Annotated in this window: 15 protein-coding genes and 1 tRNA gene; 8 read left to right on the top strand and 8 right to left on the bottom strand. The window is 64.5% G+C overall.

Features of this window, described 5'->3' with window-relative positions; all coding sequences use genetic code 11:
• The first annotated feature begins 364 nt into the window (after positions 1-364).
• Genes AC4D1W_RS07050 through AC4D1W_RS07030 form a run of 5 tightly spaced genes read left to right on the top strand, consistent with a single transcriptional unit; the run spans position 365 to position 6,256 of the window.
• Positions 365-1,132 (top strand): DeoR/GlpR family DNA-binding transcription regulator, encoded by a 768-nt coding sequence (locus AC4D1W_RS07050; RefSeq protein ID WP_490898249.1) that lies wholly within the window; start codon positions 365-367, stop codon positions 1,130-1,132.
• Positions 1,129-2,109, top strand: coding sequence for a 1-phosphofructokinase family hexose kinase (locus AC4D1W_RS07045; RefSeq protein ID WP_490891198.1), 981 nt, complete (start codon positions 1,129-1,131; stop codon positions 2,107-2,109). Before AC4D1W_RS07050 ends, AC4D1W_RS07045 begins: the two co-directional genes overlap by 4 nt.
• Positions 2,110-2,126: 17 nt before the next feature.
• Positions 2,127-4,208: a PTS fructose transporter subunit IIABC gene (locus tag AC4D1W_RS07040; protein ID WP_490891197.1), complete on the top strand. Its 2,082-nt coding sequence runs from the start codon at positions 2,127-2,129 to the stop codon at positions 4,206-4,208.
• Positions 4,209-4,231: 23 nt separating this feature from the next.
• Entirely contained in the window at positions 4,232-5,950 is a 1,719-nt protein-coding gene (ptsP, locus tag AC4D1W_RS07035; protein WP_490898248.1) for a phosphoenolpyruvate--protein phosphotransferase, read from the top strand.
• Positions 5,951-5,980: 30 nt separating this feature from the next.
• Positions 5,981-6,256: an HPr family phosphocarrier protein gene (locus tag AC4D1W_RS07030; RefSeq protein ID WP_490891195.1), complete on the top strand. Its 276-nt coding sequence runs from the start codon at positions 5,981-5,983 to the stop codon at positions 6,254-6,256.
• A 217-nt stretch (positions 6,257-6,473) separates the two neighbouring features.
• On the opposite strand, the gene AC4D1W_RS07025 is transcribed toward AC4D1W_RS07030, so the two are convergent.
• From AC4D1W_RS07025 to AC4D1W_RS07015, 3 genes are all read right to left on the bottom strand, one after another.
• Positions 6,474-7,205 carry a hypothetical protein gene (locus AC4D1W_RS07025; protein WP_490898247.1) on the bottom strand — a complete coding sequence of 244 codons (732 nt, stop codon included), beginning with the start codon at positions 7,203-7,205 and terminating at the stop codon, positions 6,474-6,476.
• Entirely contained in the window at positions 7,202-7,936 is a 735-nt protein-coding gene (locus AC4D1W_RS07020) for a hypothetical protein (protein ID WP_490898246.1), read from the bottom strand. The genes AC4D1W_RS07025 and AC4D1W_RS07020 overlap by 4 nt, the downstream gene beginning before the upstream one ends.
• Positions 7,937-8,091: 155 nt before the next feature.
• Positions 8,092-8,304, bottom strand: coding sequence for a hypothetical protein (locus AC4D1W_RS07015; RefSeq protein ID WP_490891192.1), 213 nt, complete (start codon positions 8,302-8,304; stop codon positions 8,092-8,094).
• A 403-nt stretch (positions 8,305-8,707) separates the two neighbouring features.
• Between AC4D1W_RS07015 and AC4D1W_RS07010 the strand changes: the two genes are divergently transcribed.
• Positions 8,708-9,184, top strand: a complete 477-nt coding sequence (locus AC4D1W_RS07010; protein WP_490898245.1) for a hypothetical protein — start codon at positions 8,708-8,710, stop codon at positions 9,182-9,184.
• Here the strand turns inward: AC4D1W_RS07010 and AC4D1W_RS07005 are convergent.
• The 3 genes from AC4D1W_RS07005 to AC4D1W_RS06995 all read right to left on the bottom strand — a co-directional run bounded on the left by AC4D1W_RS07005 (position 9,181) and on the right by AC4D1W_RS06995 (position 11,361).
• Positions 9,181-10,467: an endonuclease/exonuclease/phosphatase family protein gene (locus AC4D1W_RS07005; protein WP_490898244.1), complete on the bottom strand. Its 1,287-nt coding sequence runs from the start codon at positions 10,465-10,467 to the stop codon at positions 9,181-9,183. The genes AC4D1W_RS07010 and AC4D1W_RS07005 overlap by 4 nt on opposite strands.
• 30 nt (positions 10,468-10,497) lie before the next feature.
• Positions 10,498-11,103: a hypothetical protein gene (locus AC4D1W_RS07000; protein WP_490898243.1), complete on the bottom strand. Its 606-nt coding sequence runs from the start codon at positions 11,101-11,103 to the stop codon at positions 10,498-10,500.
• Between the two features lie 185 nt (positions 11,104-11,288).
• A tRNA-Lys gene (locus AC4D1W_RS06995) sits at positions 11,289-11,361 on the bottom strand.
• Positions 11,362-11,502: 141 nt separating this feature from the next.
• On the opposite strand from AC4D1W_RS06995, the gene AC4D1W_RS06990 reads away from it, so the two are divergent.
• Complete coding sequence (locus tag AC4D1W_RS06990) at positions 11,503-12,150, top strand: hypothetical protein (RefSeq protein ID WP_490891188.1); 648 nt, start codon at positions 11,503-11,505, stop codon at positions 12,148-12,150.
• 28 nt (positions 12,151-12,178) lie between these two features.
• Here AC4D1W_RS06990 and AC4D1W_RS06985 read toward each other — a convergent pair whose 3' ends face one another.
• Together AC4D1W_RS06985 and AC4D1W_RS06980 are read right to left on the bottom strand one after the other, a co-directional pair.
• The gene (locus AC4D1W_RS06985) at positions 12,179-13,585 is read right to left on the bottom strand and encodes a hypothetical protein (protein ID WP_490898242.1); all 1,407 of its coding nucleotides are present in this window, start codon (positions 13,583-13,585) and stop codon (positions 12,179-12,181) included.
• Positions 13,582-14,190 (bottom strand): class I SAM-dependent methyltransferase, encoded by a 609-nt coding sequence (locus AC4D1W_RS06980; protein ID WP_490898241.1) that lies wholly within the window; start codon positions 14,188-14,190, stop codon positions 13,582-13,584. Before AC4D1W_RS06980 ends, AC4D1W_RS06985 begins: the two co-directional genes overlap by 4 nt.
• Positions 14,191-14,411: 221 nt before the next feature.
• On the opposite strand from AC4D1W_RS06980, the gene AC4D1W_RS06975 reads away from it, so the two are divergent.
• Entirely contained in the window at positions 14,412-15,818 is a 1,407-nt protein-coding gene (locus AC4D1W_RS06975; RefSeq protein WP_490898240.1) for a dihydrolipoyl dehydrogenase family protein, read from the top strand.
• The last annotated feature ends 2 nt before the right edge of the window (positions 15,819-15,820 follow it).

Below are 15,820 nucleotides of genomic sequence, written 5' to 3'. Positions count from 1 at the left end.
GCCACCTGTTGCGGCTACTGTGACAAACGGAAGAATTTCCCAAGCAGGTCAAATCCCTGAGTAGTTGGCAGGAGAATCGGTTCCTCCATCGTCCTGATTGCGATCGGTACAATCCTCGCCTTCGCCGTCGGGATCTAACCAAACTCCACCAGTCGGGTTCTCGAACAGCCCGGACGCCTGTCAAGCCACCCGCGCCTCTGCGCGGGTGGCTTCCCTGCTTAAGGCGGTCCGTCCAGATTCGAAACGATTACGTCACACCGATCTGTTTTTTCTTCTGTTTTTCGTTGACAGGCAAACACAAACAAAGATAGAGTCACTGAAACAGACACGCATGTGACACTAGTCACCGGCAAGGAGGGCCAGCTTGTTCGCCGAAGAACGCTACAACAGGATCGCCGCACTGGTTGCCTCCGAGGGCCGCGTAAGCGTCGCGCAGCTGGCCGCCCGTTTCAACATCACGAAAGAAACCGTCCGGCGTGACCTTGCTCTTCTGGAGAAGGACGGGCTCCTGCGCCGCGTTCATGGCGGCGCCGTCCCGGCTACCAGCGCAAGCACCAGCGAGCTCAGCCTGACCAGCCGGGAGGGCCGCAACCAGGCGGAGAAGGCCCGTATCGCCAAGGCAGCCTTGACCATGGTTCCAACGGAGGGCTCAATTGTGCTCGACGGCGGAACCACTACCGGCAGCCTCGCATCGCTCCTCGCGCAGGAAGCCAGTGAGCAGCTCCTGATCATCACCCATTCCGTGCCGGTTGCCCACACCCTCATCGGCTCATCCCTCCAGCTCGAGTTCATTGGAGGGCGCGTCCGCAGCCTCACCAGCGCGTGCGTTGGCAGCGGCACTGTGGCGCGGTACAGCGGCTTCCGCCCGGACGTCGTTTTTATCGGCACCAACGGTGTGCATCCGGAATTCGGACTCAGCACCCCAGACCCAGAGGAGGCCTCCGTGAAGGCGGCAATCGTTCGATCGGCGCGCCGCGTCGTCGTACTGGCGGACGCATCAAAGCTGAACGCGGAGACGCTCGTCGGTTTCGCTGATCTCAGTGAGATCGACGCACTCATCACAGATGTCCAGCCGGAGGCCGGTCTCGCCCGTGCGTTGGCTGACGCGGACGTAGAGCTGGTGGTCGCATGATCGTCACGCTTACCGCCAATCCCAGCCTCGACCGCACGATCGAGCTCGCTGCTCCGCTCACCCGCGGCGCAGTGCAGCGTGCCAGCGCCAACCGTCAGGAATCGGGAGGCAAGGGTGTGAATGTCTGCCGCGCGCTTTCGGCCGGTGGCACAGAGGCTCTTGCGATTCTGCCCGGCCATGACGAAGATCCGGTTCTCATCGGACTTCAGGCCGCGGGCGTGCCTTACCGGAACCTGCCCATCTCCGCGGCGCTGCGCAGCAACGTGACCATCACGGAGCCGGACGGCACCACCACCAAAATCAATGAACCCGGCCCGGCGCTGTCACCCCAGGACGCCGACGCACTCATTGACCTGGTAGTGGACCTGTCCGACGGCGCCCGCTGGCTGGTTCTCGCGGGTTCCCTGCCGCCGGGGCTTGAGTCGGACTTCTATGCGGCGACAGTACGCGCGGTAAGGAACCGACACGGTGACCGGGCGCCGCTGATCGCGATCGACGCATCCGAAGCAGCGCTCATCGAGGCGATTGACGGTAACGCCGCACCGGACCTGCTCAAGCCGAACGCCGAGGAACTCTCCCAGCTCACCGGGCTCGGCGCCGGGGACGACCTCGAAGGCCGGCAGGAGCTCGCTGTCGAAGCTGCCACGCGACTACTCGACCGGGGTGTCCGCGCGGTACTTGCAACCCTGGGCTCCAAGGGCGCCCTGCTGGTCACGGCCGACGGCGCGTGGCATGCGCAGCATCCGCCCATCACTGCGATCTCAACGGTCGGTGCGGGAGACTCCGCACTGGCCGGTTACCTCCTGGCGCATACCCGCGGCGCCAGTGCCCCCGATTGCCTGCGCCAGGCGGTGGCTCACGGCTCTGCTGCGGCATCCCTACCGGGATCCACAGTGCCGGCCCTGCACCAAACCACACCGGACGCCGTCACTGTCCAGGCACTCACCCCAGCCAATACCTCCCCCAACCACCCATAACCTCCGAAGGAATCCCCATGTCCGCAATGATTACGCCCGAACTTGTCGTTCTCGACAAGTCCCTGGGCAACGACCGCGCCGACGTCATTCGCCGACTCGCCGAACTTGTGGTGGCGCAGGGCCGCGCCGACCAGGTGGAAGGGCTGTTCGCCGACGCGCTGGCCCGCGAGGAGAAGACAGCCACCGGCATCCCCGGCGGAATCGCCATTCCACACTGCCGCTCCACTTCTGTTCTTGAGCCCACGCTGGCGATGGCCCGCCTCGAGCCCAAAGTCGACTTCGGCGCCAAGGACGGACCGGCAGACCTCGTGTTCTTCATTGCCGCTCCGGAAGGTGCCGACCAGCAGCACCTCAAGCTCCTGTCCAAGCTGGCACGCTCCCTGATCAAGAAGGACTTCAACGCATCGCTGCGTGCCGCCGCTACCGAGCAGGAGATCGTGGCCCTGGTTGAGGGAGCGCTCGAAACGGCACCGGCACAGAAGGAGGGCGGCGGCGCCACTTCCGCTACCACCCCCCAAGGCGGCGGAGCCACTGCCGTTACCACTCCCGAGGCGGCCGACCCCGGAACCACCACGCCGCCCGAAGCAGCCCGGACCAAACGGCTTGTGGCCGTCACTGCGTGCCCCACTGGGATCGCCCACACGTACATGGCCGCCGACTCACTGGTCGCCGCCGCCAAGGAACGCGGCGTCGACCTCCAGGTTGAGACGCAGGGCTCGTCCGCATCCACTCCCCTTGACCCTTCGATCATTGCGGCGGCAGACGCCGTGATCTTCGCTGTCGACGTCGATGTCCGCGACAAGCACCGCTTCGCCGGCAAGCCGGTCATCAATGCGCCCGTCAAGCGCGGCATCGATGAGCCCGGCGTCATGGTGGATGAAGCGCTCGCAGCGGCGGACAATCCCAACGCTCGCCGGGTCGCCGATTCCTCGATGCAGGGTTCCGACGACGACGGCCGCGGCGAGAGCGTCGGTGGACAACTGAAGCGTGCGCTGCTCACCGGCGTCAGCTACATGATCCCGTTCGTTGCCGGCGGCGGTCTCCTCATTGCCCTGGGCTTCCTGCTCGGCGGCTACGACATCACCGGCTTCGCTGACGACATGGTCCTCAACAACAGCCTGTGGAACCTCCCCACGGAGTTCCCGGAGACGGCGCAGGGCGCGCTCGGCGCCTACCTCGGCGCGGTGTTCTTCAAGATCGGCGCCCTCTCGATGGGCTTCCTGGTGCCGGCGCTTGCCGGATACATCGCCTACGCGCTCGCCGATCGTCCGGGTATCGCTCCGGGCTTCGTCGCCGGTGCGGTTGCCGGCTTCATGGGCGCAGGGTTCCTCGGCGCGATCGTGGGTGGCCTGCTGGCCGGTTATGTCGCCATGAAGATCGGCAAGCTGGCGGTCCCCCGCTGGCTGCGCGGCCTCATGCCGGTGGTAATCATTCCTTTGGTGGCCTCGATCATTGCATCCGGTCTCATGCTTCTGGTACTCGGCGGCCCAATTGCCGCCCTTACCGTTGCCCTCAACGACTGGCTCTCTGGCCTCACCGGCACCGGTGCCGTACTGCTCGGCATCATCCTCGGACTCATGATGGCGGTGGACCTCGGTGGCCCCATCAACAAGGTGGCCTACGCCTTCGCAGTCGCAGGGCTCGGCGCAGGTGCCGTGGCCAACCAGGCTCCGTGGCAGATCATGGCCGCGGTCATGGCCGCCGGCATGGTTCCGCCGCTGGCAATGGCCCTGGCAACCGTCATCGACCGCCGTCGGTTCTCCCTCGCCGAGCGTGAAAACGGCAAGGCTGCGTGGCTCCTCGGCGCTGCTTTCATCTCTGAAGGCGCCATCCCGTTCGCTGCCGCGGACCCGCTGCGCGTCATCCCTGCAGGCATGGTCGGATCTGCGATCACCGGGGCCTTGATCATGGGCACGGGCGTCACCTCCCAGGCACCGCACGGTGGAATCTTCGTATTCTTCGCAATCGGCAATGTCGTTATGTTTGTTGTATCGATCCTGGTGGGCATGATCGTCTCGGCTCTTGTGGTGGTGGCACTGAAGCGGTTCGCTGTACGCAAGCCGGCCGAGGCCACCGCCTCCGAATCGGTTGCAGCCTAGTCCCTAGCTGAGGAGTTGGACCATTGAGCACTTTCACAGGCGTAGGAGTGAGCCCCGGTCGCGTGATCGGGCCGGTGCGGCAGATGCCGCGTCCGGTCTCGGAACCGCCCGCCGGGGACAGATGGTCCAACACCACGGTTGATGATGAGACTGCACGGCTGAACACCGCCGCCAAACAAGTCCAGGCCGAACTCCGGGGGCGGGCTGACTCCGCCACCGGCGACGCCAGGGCAGTCCTTGAGGCGACTGCCATGATGGCGGCAGACCCAATGCTCCTGAAATCGGCCAACACCCTCATCGTGGCCGGCACCTCCGCCGAGCGTGCTGTCTGGGAGGCGGGCGCCCAGGTAGCTGACATGCTGAAGGGACTGGGCGGTTACATGGCGGAGCGGACACAGGACGTCCTGGACGTCCGCTCACGGATCGTCGCCGAACTGCGCGGTCTGCCGGCACCCGGCATACCGACTGCCGATCATCCCTTCGTCCTCGCAGCGGAGGATCTTGCGCCGGCTGATACTGCCACCCTCGACCCGGAGCTGGTGATCGCGCTGATCACCAGCTCCGGGGGGCCGCAGTCCCATACGGCGATCCTTGCCCGCGGGCTGGGCCTGCCCGCCGTCGTCGCAGCCCACGGCGTGGAGGATATCGACGACGACACGGAAGTTTTCGTCGACGGCGCCGCCGGAACTGTGCACGCCGGGCCGGGAGATGTCGAACGGACTGCCGCCGCCCTCTGGGCTGAGCAGTCGCAGGCCCTCGGCAGCTACAGCGGCACCTGCACGACGACGGACGGTCACCGGGTTCCACTGCTCGCCAACGTGGGTGCCGGTGCTGATGCCCGCAAGGCGGCTGAAGCCGGTGCTGAGGGCGTGGGACTTCTCCGCACAGAATTTTGTTTCCTCGACCGGGATACCGAACCGACGGTTGCCGAACAGGCTGCGGCGTATCGGGAAGTGTTCGAAGCCTTCCCCGAAGGGAAGGTTGTGGTGCGCACGCTCGATGCTGGCGCAGACAAGCCCCTGCCGTTCCTCACAGACGCCACCGAACCGAACCCCGCCCTGGGAGTTCGCGGCTACCGGACCGAACTGGCCACTCCCGGGGTGATGGACCGCCAGCTGAAGGCGATCGCCGAAGCGTCCGACGGCGCCACCACGGACATCTGGGTCATGGCGCCCATGATCTCCACCGCCGAGGAAGCCCAGCGATTCGCTGAATCCTGCGCGGCGGCGGGTCTGAAGGTCCCCGGGGTGATGGTTGAAGTGCCGTCTGCAGCCCTGACCGCCCGGCCCATTCTTCAGCGCGTGAACTTCGCGTCAATCGGCACCAACGACCTCACTCAGTACGTGATGGCTGCCGATCGCCAGCTTGGACCGCTCGCCGCCCTCAACGACCCCTGGCAGCCTGCCGTCCTTCAGCTGATCCGCCAGACAGTAGCCGGCGCCGACGCTGCCCGAAGGGATGCTGCGTCAGGTAGTGAAAACAATGGTGACGACGAGAAGTCCGTCGGCGTGTGTGGCGAGGCGGCCGCCGATCCGGCCCTCGCCGTCGTACTGGTGGGTCTGGGTGTCAATTCACTGTCCATGAGCGCGCGGGCGCTGGCCGCGGTAGCCGCCGTCATTGGTTCGGTGTCCCTCGCCGAAGCCAGGGACATCGCCGAGCGTGCGTTGGCTGCCACTACTGCTCTTGAGGCACGCACAGCTGTGCGAGCCTCTTTACCGATTCTCGAAACGCTGGGCCTGTAGGCTCGCAGAAACGCAACCGGAAGGAAGATCATGATCGAACGCAAAGCAACCGTAGCCAGCCGGGTGGGGCTCCATGCCAGGCCTGCAGCCATCTTCGCCGAAGCGGCGGGGGAACTGCCCGTTGAGGTGACCATCGCCCTTGAGGGCAGCCCGGCAGACGAAGCGATGGACGCATCAAGCATCCTGTCCCTCATGAGTCTCGGAGCCGAGAACGGCGATGTAGTTGTGCTCCGTTCGGAGGACGACGGCGCAGAGGAGTCGCTGGACTCCCTGGTGCGCATCCTCGAGACTGACCACGACGCCTAGCAGCAGATCCTGTAGCGGGCCAACTCCCGCAAGTTATACGAAATAGGTGCGTCCACCCGTTCTAATGGACGCACCTATTTCTGTGTAACCCGGAGACCCCCCACGGTCACCGGGAGTTACATAATCATAATTTTGACACACCATGATGAAAACGTGAATAGTGTTTCTCACTTCGATTGAAAAATTTTATCGTGGGCCGCAGGCGGGCCGAGAAGTATCAGTGCTCGCCCGCAAGGAAATTCACGGAACGGTCCTTCTCCGCGCGCTTGCGGGATGACCAGATCATAGTGAGTCCAACCGTCACCAGGACGATCCCACCGAAAGGGAGGAGCACTTCGGCCGCCCCAATATCGAGCGGGAACAACAGAAGCACCGCCATCATCAGCACCATCAGCAACCCAGTACCAATCAGCGCGGCGGACACCCGATGCAGGCTGCGGCGGCTGCGGTCGCGCACGCTCGCAAAAGCCGGGCCCATCAGGCAGGCAGCTACGAATCCCGGGTAGAGGCGGCCCATGTCTGCGTACCAGTGCACCGTGGGCTGATCGGAGTAGGCGGCAAGTCCGGTAGAGGACTGCGGAAGTTCACTCAGGGCGAATAGGACCACCGTCACGAGCACTGTCAACGCCAGAACCGCCATTCCCACGGGTCCTTCGATGCACCTGCGTGCACGGTCCGATCCGAAGGCGGCCGCACAGCGCACCCCCAGTAGCAGCATGACGACGTAGAGGCTGATCCGGATTACAAGGTTCGCCAGATTCGCTCCGCCGAGCAGGCCGTCAACGAAAAGATAGATCGGTGACAGGCTCAGCGCCACTGCGAGCGAAAGAAGAACCAAGACGGCAAACATGCTCCGGCCCTTGCCGCGAACAGCGTCCGGCAGGCGCATGGCCGCGAAGATGACACAGAGCGCGAGCGCCAGCCACTGTATGAATGTTCCACCGTTCATCCGAGGTTCTCCCATAGCGTCTGTTCACGTGAATCGTCCTGCTCCTGTTTTCGCAGGCGCTTTCCCAGTCCGTCGAGCCGGTCCCGCGCTATCAGGATGAGCTCTGAGTCGGGCAGGGCGCTCAGGACCTGCTCCCGACCGTCGTCGGCCCAGCCCCCTTCTTCGGAGGTAAGAAGTCCGGTCACCACCAAACCGTTGGCGAGCGAAACTTCAGAGATCCTGGCGACTTCCACGCACAGCTGGGTGCTCAACCGGCCCGCACTCAGCTGAGCAGAGAGGTTCTGGGGAGCTATTCCGGTTCTGAAGGTGAGTGCCTGGCGCAGTTCGCCGGGGTCGACGGCGTCAAACCAGGCGCGGACTGAATAACGGTGGGGAAGCGGCGAAAGTTTGAAGCTCACGGGGCTGCCCACGCAGTCGGTCTCCTCGCTGCGCCCCAGGATCAGGCGTAGAAGGTCCATCGGGGAGACCTGGCTGAGATATTCCGCCGAGGTGGGCGGCAGGATCCCGGCTGCGAGATCCCGATATCCGTCGAACTCACTGAGCGCCTGCACTGGAGAAATGTTGTACGCGCGCGCAATATTGATCACGGTCTCCACAGAGACTTTTCCACGAACCAGCTGCTGCGCCAGGGTGGACCGCTTGATGTCCGCCTTGCGGCAGAGGTCCGAAACCGTCGCTTCCGGGGCAACCTGGGCACGCCACAGCTGGAATGATTTGGCTGTGACTGTCATCATCACCCTTCAGGTGGATTGCGACTGGACTTTTAACCCCTACTTTGCAGTATAGTTGGAGGTGCTGGCTCCCCATTCTGCGATTCCCCCATACGCAGAACGCGGAGCCAGTTTCACTTTAACCTTCCTCCACCGGCGTGCGGTCGGCAGCCAAGCTACCAGCGCACCTTCTTCTCCCGCTTTCCTTGCCGGTTGCTGGCATGGATGGACTTGTTCCTGCGGCCCGTACTGTGTGCGCTATCCAGCTCCCCGAAGGCCGGGTTCTTCCGGGCGAGCGCTTCGCGGGCGCGTGGATCGTCCACCAGTTTCCTGGCAGCGTCTTCGGTGAGATGGACGTTCAGGGGCTGCTCGTTATCTTGCTGGGTCATGACTCTCCTTCAATGGCTATGACCGGTTGAGCCACTCACCTACAGCCAACCCGTGAACAGCAGCGGTTGTTGCCTCCACTGGTACTCGGCTTCCGTAGGGATCCTTCTGCAATGACTGGGGCAAGGCACGGGAACAGCCGAAGCCGGGCTCATGCGCAGGAGGAGCGGAAACAAACGTGGAGGCGAAGGCCTCAACACGGTCTCTTCGAATGATGTTCTTGTTATTGCGGCGGGCAACGGAAGTGCCCACCCGGCACAATTACTCGAAAATTATTGTTTCCATGCGTTTCAACCTACACGAGCACCCGGACACTGACCAGAGGCTCGGTGGTCTTCCTGCACCGCGCGCACTTACCCCGACGCGGCAGAACTAGTAGATTTCCAGAACAGGCCAGGAGGAACCATGGGCGAGAACACGCCGAACATCGACAACCGGTACAGCCCCATCTACCAGCGCGGCGGCACGGGAACTCCGGCAACCCCTGGCAACCGCAGGACTTCTCCCGGGGAACCGCAGCGGCACCAGCAGCGGCCGGTCGCGCCTTCGGAGGCGCCGGCTAACCCATCGCCCGAAGAGGAGGCGAACGTGGTCGAGGTGATGCCGCAGGGTGGCGGACCTCCCGGCCCCGCCGCAACCACCGGCCAGCGAATCAACCCGTTCGTGCTGGTGCTGTGGCTGCTCGGTGCGGTGCTCCTCGCCCTGGGCCTGTGGGCGGTCTTCGCGCCGCTTCAGGTGGACGAAACCGCGATCAACGGTCCATACCCTCAGTGGATCTTCATCATCAGCCAGTCTGCCGGCGGCATTGTTGTCAGCGGCAGCATTCTTCTCGCTGCGGCCGGCGCGCTCAGCGCAATCTTCTGGGACCGGCGGCGCCGTTAGCGCTTCTTGACGTCCACGTCGACGTACACAAGCCTATGGTCGCTGGTGGGGAACGGGAATACGCCGGTCAGCTCCGAGCCCGGGGTACCAGCCCGCGGCCAAAAGATGCCTGAGCTACGTACCTTCAGCGTCTTCGAGGGAAGCACGTAGTCCACGCGCATGTTGCCTGCTCCGGCGTCTTCGAAGTCAGCGGTGTCCAGGGCCGGATCTCCACGATGCTCCAAGTTCACGCTGCCCTGCAGGACCGATGCTTCCGCGGCGCCCTCCGCGGTGGGCAGCGGGTCCTGTACGTCCTTCAACCCGAGAAGCCGGGCAATCGATCCCGGGCGTGAATCACCGTCAGCCGGGTCGCTGTTGAGATCGCCCAACACCACGAAGTTGGCGCGCCGTTCGAGTCCTCCGCGGGCGCCGTCGTCGTCGTAAATGTAGTTCGCGCTCTGGCCGCCGCGGATGTAATCGGCCCAGAACCGGATCTCGTCGCTGTTTCGCCGCCCATTGCGGTCTTCCTCGCCGTCGAAAACCGGCGGTGTGGGGTGGCTCGCGAGCACATGCACCGTTGAGCCGCCGACGGTCACCGGAACGTCCCAGTGCGACTTGCTGGACAGACGGACAACAGCGAGTTCCTCTTCGGTAAACCAGTCCCTGGGTTTGGACGTCGCGGGGTCATCCGGTAGGAGCGCCCCCGGCATGTCCTTCCAGAGAAAGTTCTGGAACGTACGTACGTTCTCGGTATCGATGGGGTACCTGGAGAAAAGGACCATCCCGTACTGGCCCTCGAACTGACCGAATCCGAGCGCGTCATCCGGGCCACCGACGCTGCCGTCGTTATTCAGGTCCATCCCGCTGGGGATGCCGGTGTTGGATGGTGCGGTATAGACGTAGGGGTAGCTGACCGGTGCCTTGCCGTTCTGGCTCACCTCAAGGTATTTCGTCCGGAAGAGGTCGGCTGCCCTGTTGTCGGCGTCATAATCGAACTCGTTGAGCAGCACCACATCGGGATTGTTGATCTGGATGACCTCGGCGATTCGCCGGGCCTGCTCATTGTCACCGGTGCTCAGATCCGCTGCGAGCGCTCCCTCGGCGGATCGGTTCAGGCTCGCGTTGTAGGTGGCGAAGCGGACGCTCTCCTTGCCCTTGCCCTTGGCCTGTGCGACGCCGGGCTTGCTGTCATGGCGCGCAGTCGCAGCGGGCGCCGACACACCGATAGCAGTGACGGCGAGCGCTCCAACGGTCAGGAGGGCGGCCGCGCGGTGGCGACGTGTATGTGCTGAACCCATGGACATTCCCCTTTGATCCTGAGTGACCGGTCCAGCCTAGCCGTCCCTCCGGTGGGGGGTCGAATGGGCCCCGGCCGCCCGCTCGGCTGCCTCGAACGCCGTCTCCAGCTCAGCGACGGCCCTCTCGTAGTCCGGAGCGGCGGCGTCGTCGTCGGTATCTGCCTGCTCACGCAACGCTGCGGCGTTCCGCATGGCACGCACCAACTGAGCCGTTTCAGGTTGCTTCACGTCCGTCATGTTGGGGTAGTCGATGGCGACAGCCGGATCCAGTTCATAGCTCACCCACCGCTGCAGAACCGATTCGTGGCGGGCCCGCAGGGCTGACCACGCCTGTTCCACACTCTGACGACGACGGCGCGCCTTCCGCTCCTGCTCCCCGCGCCACACCCAGCCGGAGGCCATGCCGAGGCCCAGCACGCCGGCCAGCCCTGTGACAGCTGCGGTCTCCGGGACGAGCACCACGGCGCCCGTGATGGCTCCGAGACAAGCAAATCCGCCCGTGAAGCCGTACCAAAAGACGCCGTCGCGGTCCTCATCGGTTGCCAGGCAGCGTGACACCGCGAGCGCCGTCAGCGCAATGAGGGCACAGATCACGGCGACCGCGAGCGCTGTCTGGACGGGTATCGCCAATAGGGCGGGCATTGGTTTTCCTCCCGGCACCACGTGCCGTTTTGCTGGAAAGAGTCTGCACTTCCAGTACAGACTTCCTGTCCGCGGGAGTCAATGGTCGTTGCCGGAAAGCAACAAGCGGGAGTGATCGGCAACATCCCGATAAGAGAACATCCCCGCCGATACCTCGACGGGGATGTTCCTCGATGCGCTCAAAGTGGGCCCTGTGGGACTCGAACCCACGACCCACGGATTAAAAGTCCGATGCTCTACCAACTGAGCTAAAGGCCCACATCATTCGGGCACCCCGAATGACGTGTCTACTTTATCGCACCCGATCGGGGGATAAGGCAACCTGGCTCCGTTGGGGTGAAACTGCCGAGGTTCTCCGCGTGTCTAGCCCCTCAATAGGCGCAGGAGTATTCTCGAGCCATGGACGGCGAATACATCGACAACAGCCCTCGGCACCACAAACCCAAGCCGTTCGCGCCTGCAGACTTCGAGGTCTTTGCCGGCGGTGCCGACCCCTCCCGGGTCTCGGAGGCCGCCCACCTTGCTGCGCACGCACTGGTTCACCATGGCCGGGAGGCCGAAGACCCGCAGGTGACGCAGCGCCTTGTGCAGCTGGCGGATCAGCAGGGACTGGAGGCTATAGCCGAGCTGTGGGCCGAGAGCCCTGCGCGCTCGCTTCCCGGCGCACTCTGGCGCCTCTATGCCCTGCGTGCCGCCACCCAGCAGAGTCCCGAGAGAATCGCTGCCTACTTCAAAGCCGGCAAGGAGGTGGCTCAGGTTTCGAAGGTTGTTGCCGGCGTCGCTGAGCCGCCCGGCGCCGATGAGGTCCAGAAGATGGCAGACACCATCCTCTCCGGCGCATTCGATGGTGAATTCGATGTAGCGCTTGAGCGTTTCGCTGCTTTCTGCCGGGTTGTTGCCCTGGGCCAGACCAACCACGCTGACGACGCTGAACCGTCCAACGGCGCCCACGCGAGCAAGCTCACCCGCAGTTCGCACCAGCTGGTGAAGACCGCCGAGGACCTGGAGCACGCTGCCGCTTCGTGGCGCCGCGGCGAACTGGACTGACTGTTCGCCTGCAGCGAACAGCCACGGTTCAGTTCTTCACCGCTAACGGCAGCAGCTTCCGCAGGCCACGGTTCTCATCGGGATCGAGAACGGAGTGCTGGACGCACGCAGGCACCAGACGGCCGGTTTCCGGGTGGCTCATGGTGTACATGCACGCCGCCAGCCGCTCCTGCGCCTCCCTGACAGCCGGTGCTTCACTCACCTCTCCGCGTTCCATCAGCTCCCAGGCCGGCGCAACGACGGAAGCGTCCATGAAGTTGTGGACGACGAATGACTTTAAACCCAGTTTCCCGCGTCGCCACGAACGCAGGATGGCTGAAGCCCCGCCCGCCCGATTCAGCATGCGGCGCCCGATTCCGAGTGCTACCGCCACATCACCGGGATGGCGAAACACGGCCCGGACCACCCGGGCTGCCACCACAGCGCGCGGCTGTCCACCGAAAAACATCCCGCCATGGTGGGCAAGGAGGCGATCGCGGGCCGCCGTGTCGACCGGATCGGCCGGATCGATGACGACGGCGAACCTGCCATCGGCCAGCAGTCCGCTCGTATAGCGATTGCAGCGCGGATCACCGAACTGGGTGCCCTGCCATGGCAGCTGCTGGCCTGCCCCTTCCTCGATGCGTTGCCACACTTCGTCAATGCCGACCTCGGTGAAATCCTCCTTCCAGCGGCGGTCGTCACCGATGAACGCCGCCGGCTGAAAGGACAGCATGTTGTAGGGCATTGTCAGAACCGAGCGCGTCACCGCGGCGACTTCCCCGAGATTGGAAGGAGTCACCGTCATGTTGTGCGCAAGGTAGGACCCGATGCCGTGCTCATCACGCAGCCGCCCGAACATTGCGGCGAAGTTGCGCCGGAAAGGGTCGAGCTCCGTCTCGCTCCGCGGCCGAACAGCGCCACGGCGCCCCCGCATCAGGGAGTCAAAGTGTGCGGCGAAGGAAACCCGGTCGAACCGAGGCCTGCCCATCCCGTCAAGTACGACGGCGAGCAGATACTCATAGTCGAAATCACCATGCGTCATAGACATCGGCTCACGCCCGTTAGCGCGCATGATCTGAAGCGCGGCGGCGTGGTCGTCGGGGCTGAGCAGGCTCACTTCCCCGCCGATGAGTTGGGCATGTGCCCGCGGGCCGCGCATGTGCCGCAGGAAGCTCATTTGCCGCTCCACCTCGGTAGCTGTGTGCCGCCCGTCAACCCTGACCTGGTTGGCATCGGCCGAGTGATAGCAGGGTGAGCAGGTCAGGTTGCATTTCGGGAACACGCCATGGGTCCCCTCGCAGCCGACGGCGCAGCGGCCCAGTAGCTGGCTGGGAGTTTTCACGTGGTCGGGCAGCGCTTCCCACCGCGCGTCCATGGCAGCACGCGAGGCGGGGTGTACCGGCCGGGTTTGCAGCTCAATCCGTCGGAGAAGCTCCACCAACTGCATGGTCATCTTTCCTCTCCGGGGGTTGTCCCCGCCCGGTCGCAACCAACCCGGATCTGCAGGTGCTCCCCGCGAGCGGATGCGGCCTCGACGTCTGAACAATCCCGTTCAACACCCGTCCATGGGTGCGCATCGATGTCAGCCCCGCCCAGCCGACAGGCCGCCACGGCCAGGGGCGTCAACACGGAGTAGCGACCGGTGGGCTTCTGCATGTCGACGACGCCCAGCCGCGCCGCCGTCGTCGTCATGGTGCGCATATTCGCCCACGCACGCTCCCACTCCGGCATGAGAGAGAGCGCGTAGGTGGCGAGGGCGGCGTCGGACAGCTCCCTGCCACCGGCGGCCGCCAGCCGTTTTCCGACGTCTGCGGGTGTCATGGTTGTAGCGTCCGCCTGGATAAAAGTGACGTTCCGCCAGCCCCTGCGGGCCGTTCGGCGTCGCGCCTGCTGAAGCATCTCGGCACTGCGGTCAATAGCGACGACGTGTCCCGCCGCTGTGATCTTCTGCTGCAGCAGGGAGAAGTTGAGGCCGGTGCCGCAGCCGACGTCGAGCACCTGCTGACCCGGCGCGAGCCGGAGCATATCGATACCCAGCCGACGTCCGGCACGGTACACGGGGTATTCCCCTGAGAACAGGTCGTACAGAGGCGCGAAAGTGCTGTACTTCTCGATGATCTGACCTCCGGACGCGTTCGGGTGGTGAGCACAGCCTAGGGGTACGCTCCCTGACAAGCTACGGGGAGGCTCACCGGGCTACGGTGTCCTGGATTACAGACGGTTCGCAGGAATGGGGTGACCGTAGGCTGGATGCACTCTTACCCTGACTTTGGAGAGCGATGACGAACGTGGATGATCCAGTTGACTTTCTGGTGCTCGGTGGCGGAACAGCGGGGATCGTAGGTGCAAAGACCGCAGCCCGTCTGGGTGCCCGGACCGTTCTCGTGGAGCAGGCTCGTACAGGAGGCGACTGTCTATGGACTGGATGCGTCCCTTCCAAGACGCTGCTGTCCGCGGCAGCGCATGCGGCCGCAGACCGCCGCTCGGCCGGCGTCGAATCCAACTTCGCGCAGGTGCGTGCCCGGATAACCGCGGCGATCAACGCCATCCAGCCGGAGGACTCCCCGGAATCACTGCAATCTGCCGGCGTTACTGTCCTGAACGGCACGGTTCGTTTCACTGGCGACGGCGAAGCCGACGTGGACGGCAGAAAGATCCGGTTCCGGCACGCGCTCATCGCCACAGGAAGTACCCCCACCGTTCCGCCCATTACCGGCCTGGAGACAGCCCGGATGGTGACGTCGGAGACAATCTGGGACCTCCCCGATCTGCCGCGCAAACTGGTGATCATCGGCGGCGGGCCAATCGCCTGCGAACTGGGGCAGGCCTTCGCACGCCTCGGTTCGAACGTCACCATCCTCGCCCGATCCGGCATTCTGCCCAAGGAGGACCGGCAGGCAGCGGCGCTGGTCAGGCAGAGCCTGAAAGCCGACGGCGTCATCGTTGCGGAGAACGAGAGCGCCGACAGGGTGGAGACCACCGACGCCGGTGACAACACAGTCCATACCTCAAACGGCAGCACGGTCGACGCGGACGTCATCCTGGTTGCCGCCGGCCGCACCCCGCGGACTTCGGGCCTGGGACTTGCGCACGTCGGGGTGGAGTGTGACGACGCCGGCCACGTACAGGTGAATTCAGCGATGCGGTCGTCCAACAGCTTCATCTGGGCTGCCGGGGACGTCACCCAGAACCCGAAATTCACCCATCTGGCGGGGGTTCACGCCAGCACGGCCGCGTCCAATGCAATCCTCGGTCTGCGCAGGCCGGTCAGCAGCACCATCCCCCGGGTGACATACACCTCGCCTGAAGTGGCCGCCGTCGGCGTCACTGATCCCTCCGGTCCCGGCCTGACGTCCTCGAAGGTTGCGCTGGAGGAGACCGACAGGGCGATCACCGAAGATGAAACCGCCGGTTTTGTACAACTGGTCATCGGAAAGCGTGGACGCATTGTCGGAGGCACGATCGTCGGCCCGCGGGCCGGTGAGTCACTGGCAGAACTCACCCTCGCCGTCGAACGGAAGATGAGTACGCGTGAGCTGGCCGGAGTGACCCACCCCTATCCCACCTATAACGACGCCGTGTGGAACGCGGCGATTGCCCATGCCCGCTCCGGGCTGGACTCGCCGCTGGTCAGGATAGCGGTGAAGGTGCTTTCCGCTGTGGCGCGGGTGCGGACCAGACGATGAGG

The organism is Arthrobacter sp. TJ-170 (assembly GCF_058269305.1).
The sequence above is the reverse complement of the archived record's forward strand: the minus strand, read 5'-3'. Positions and strand labels throughout refer to the sequence as shown.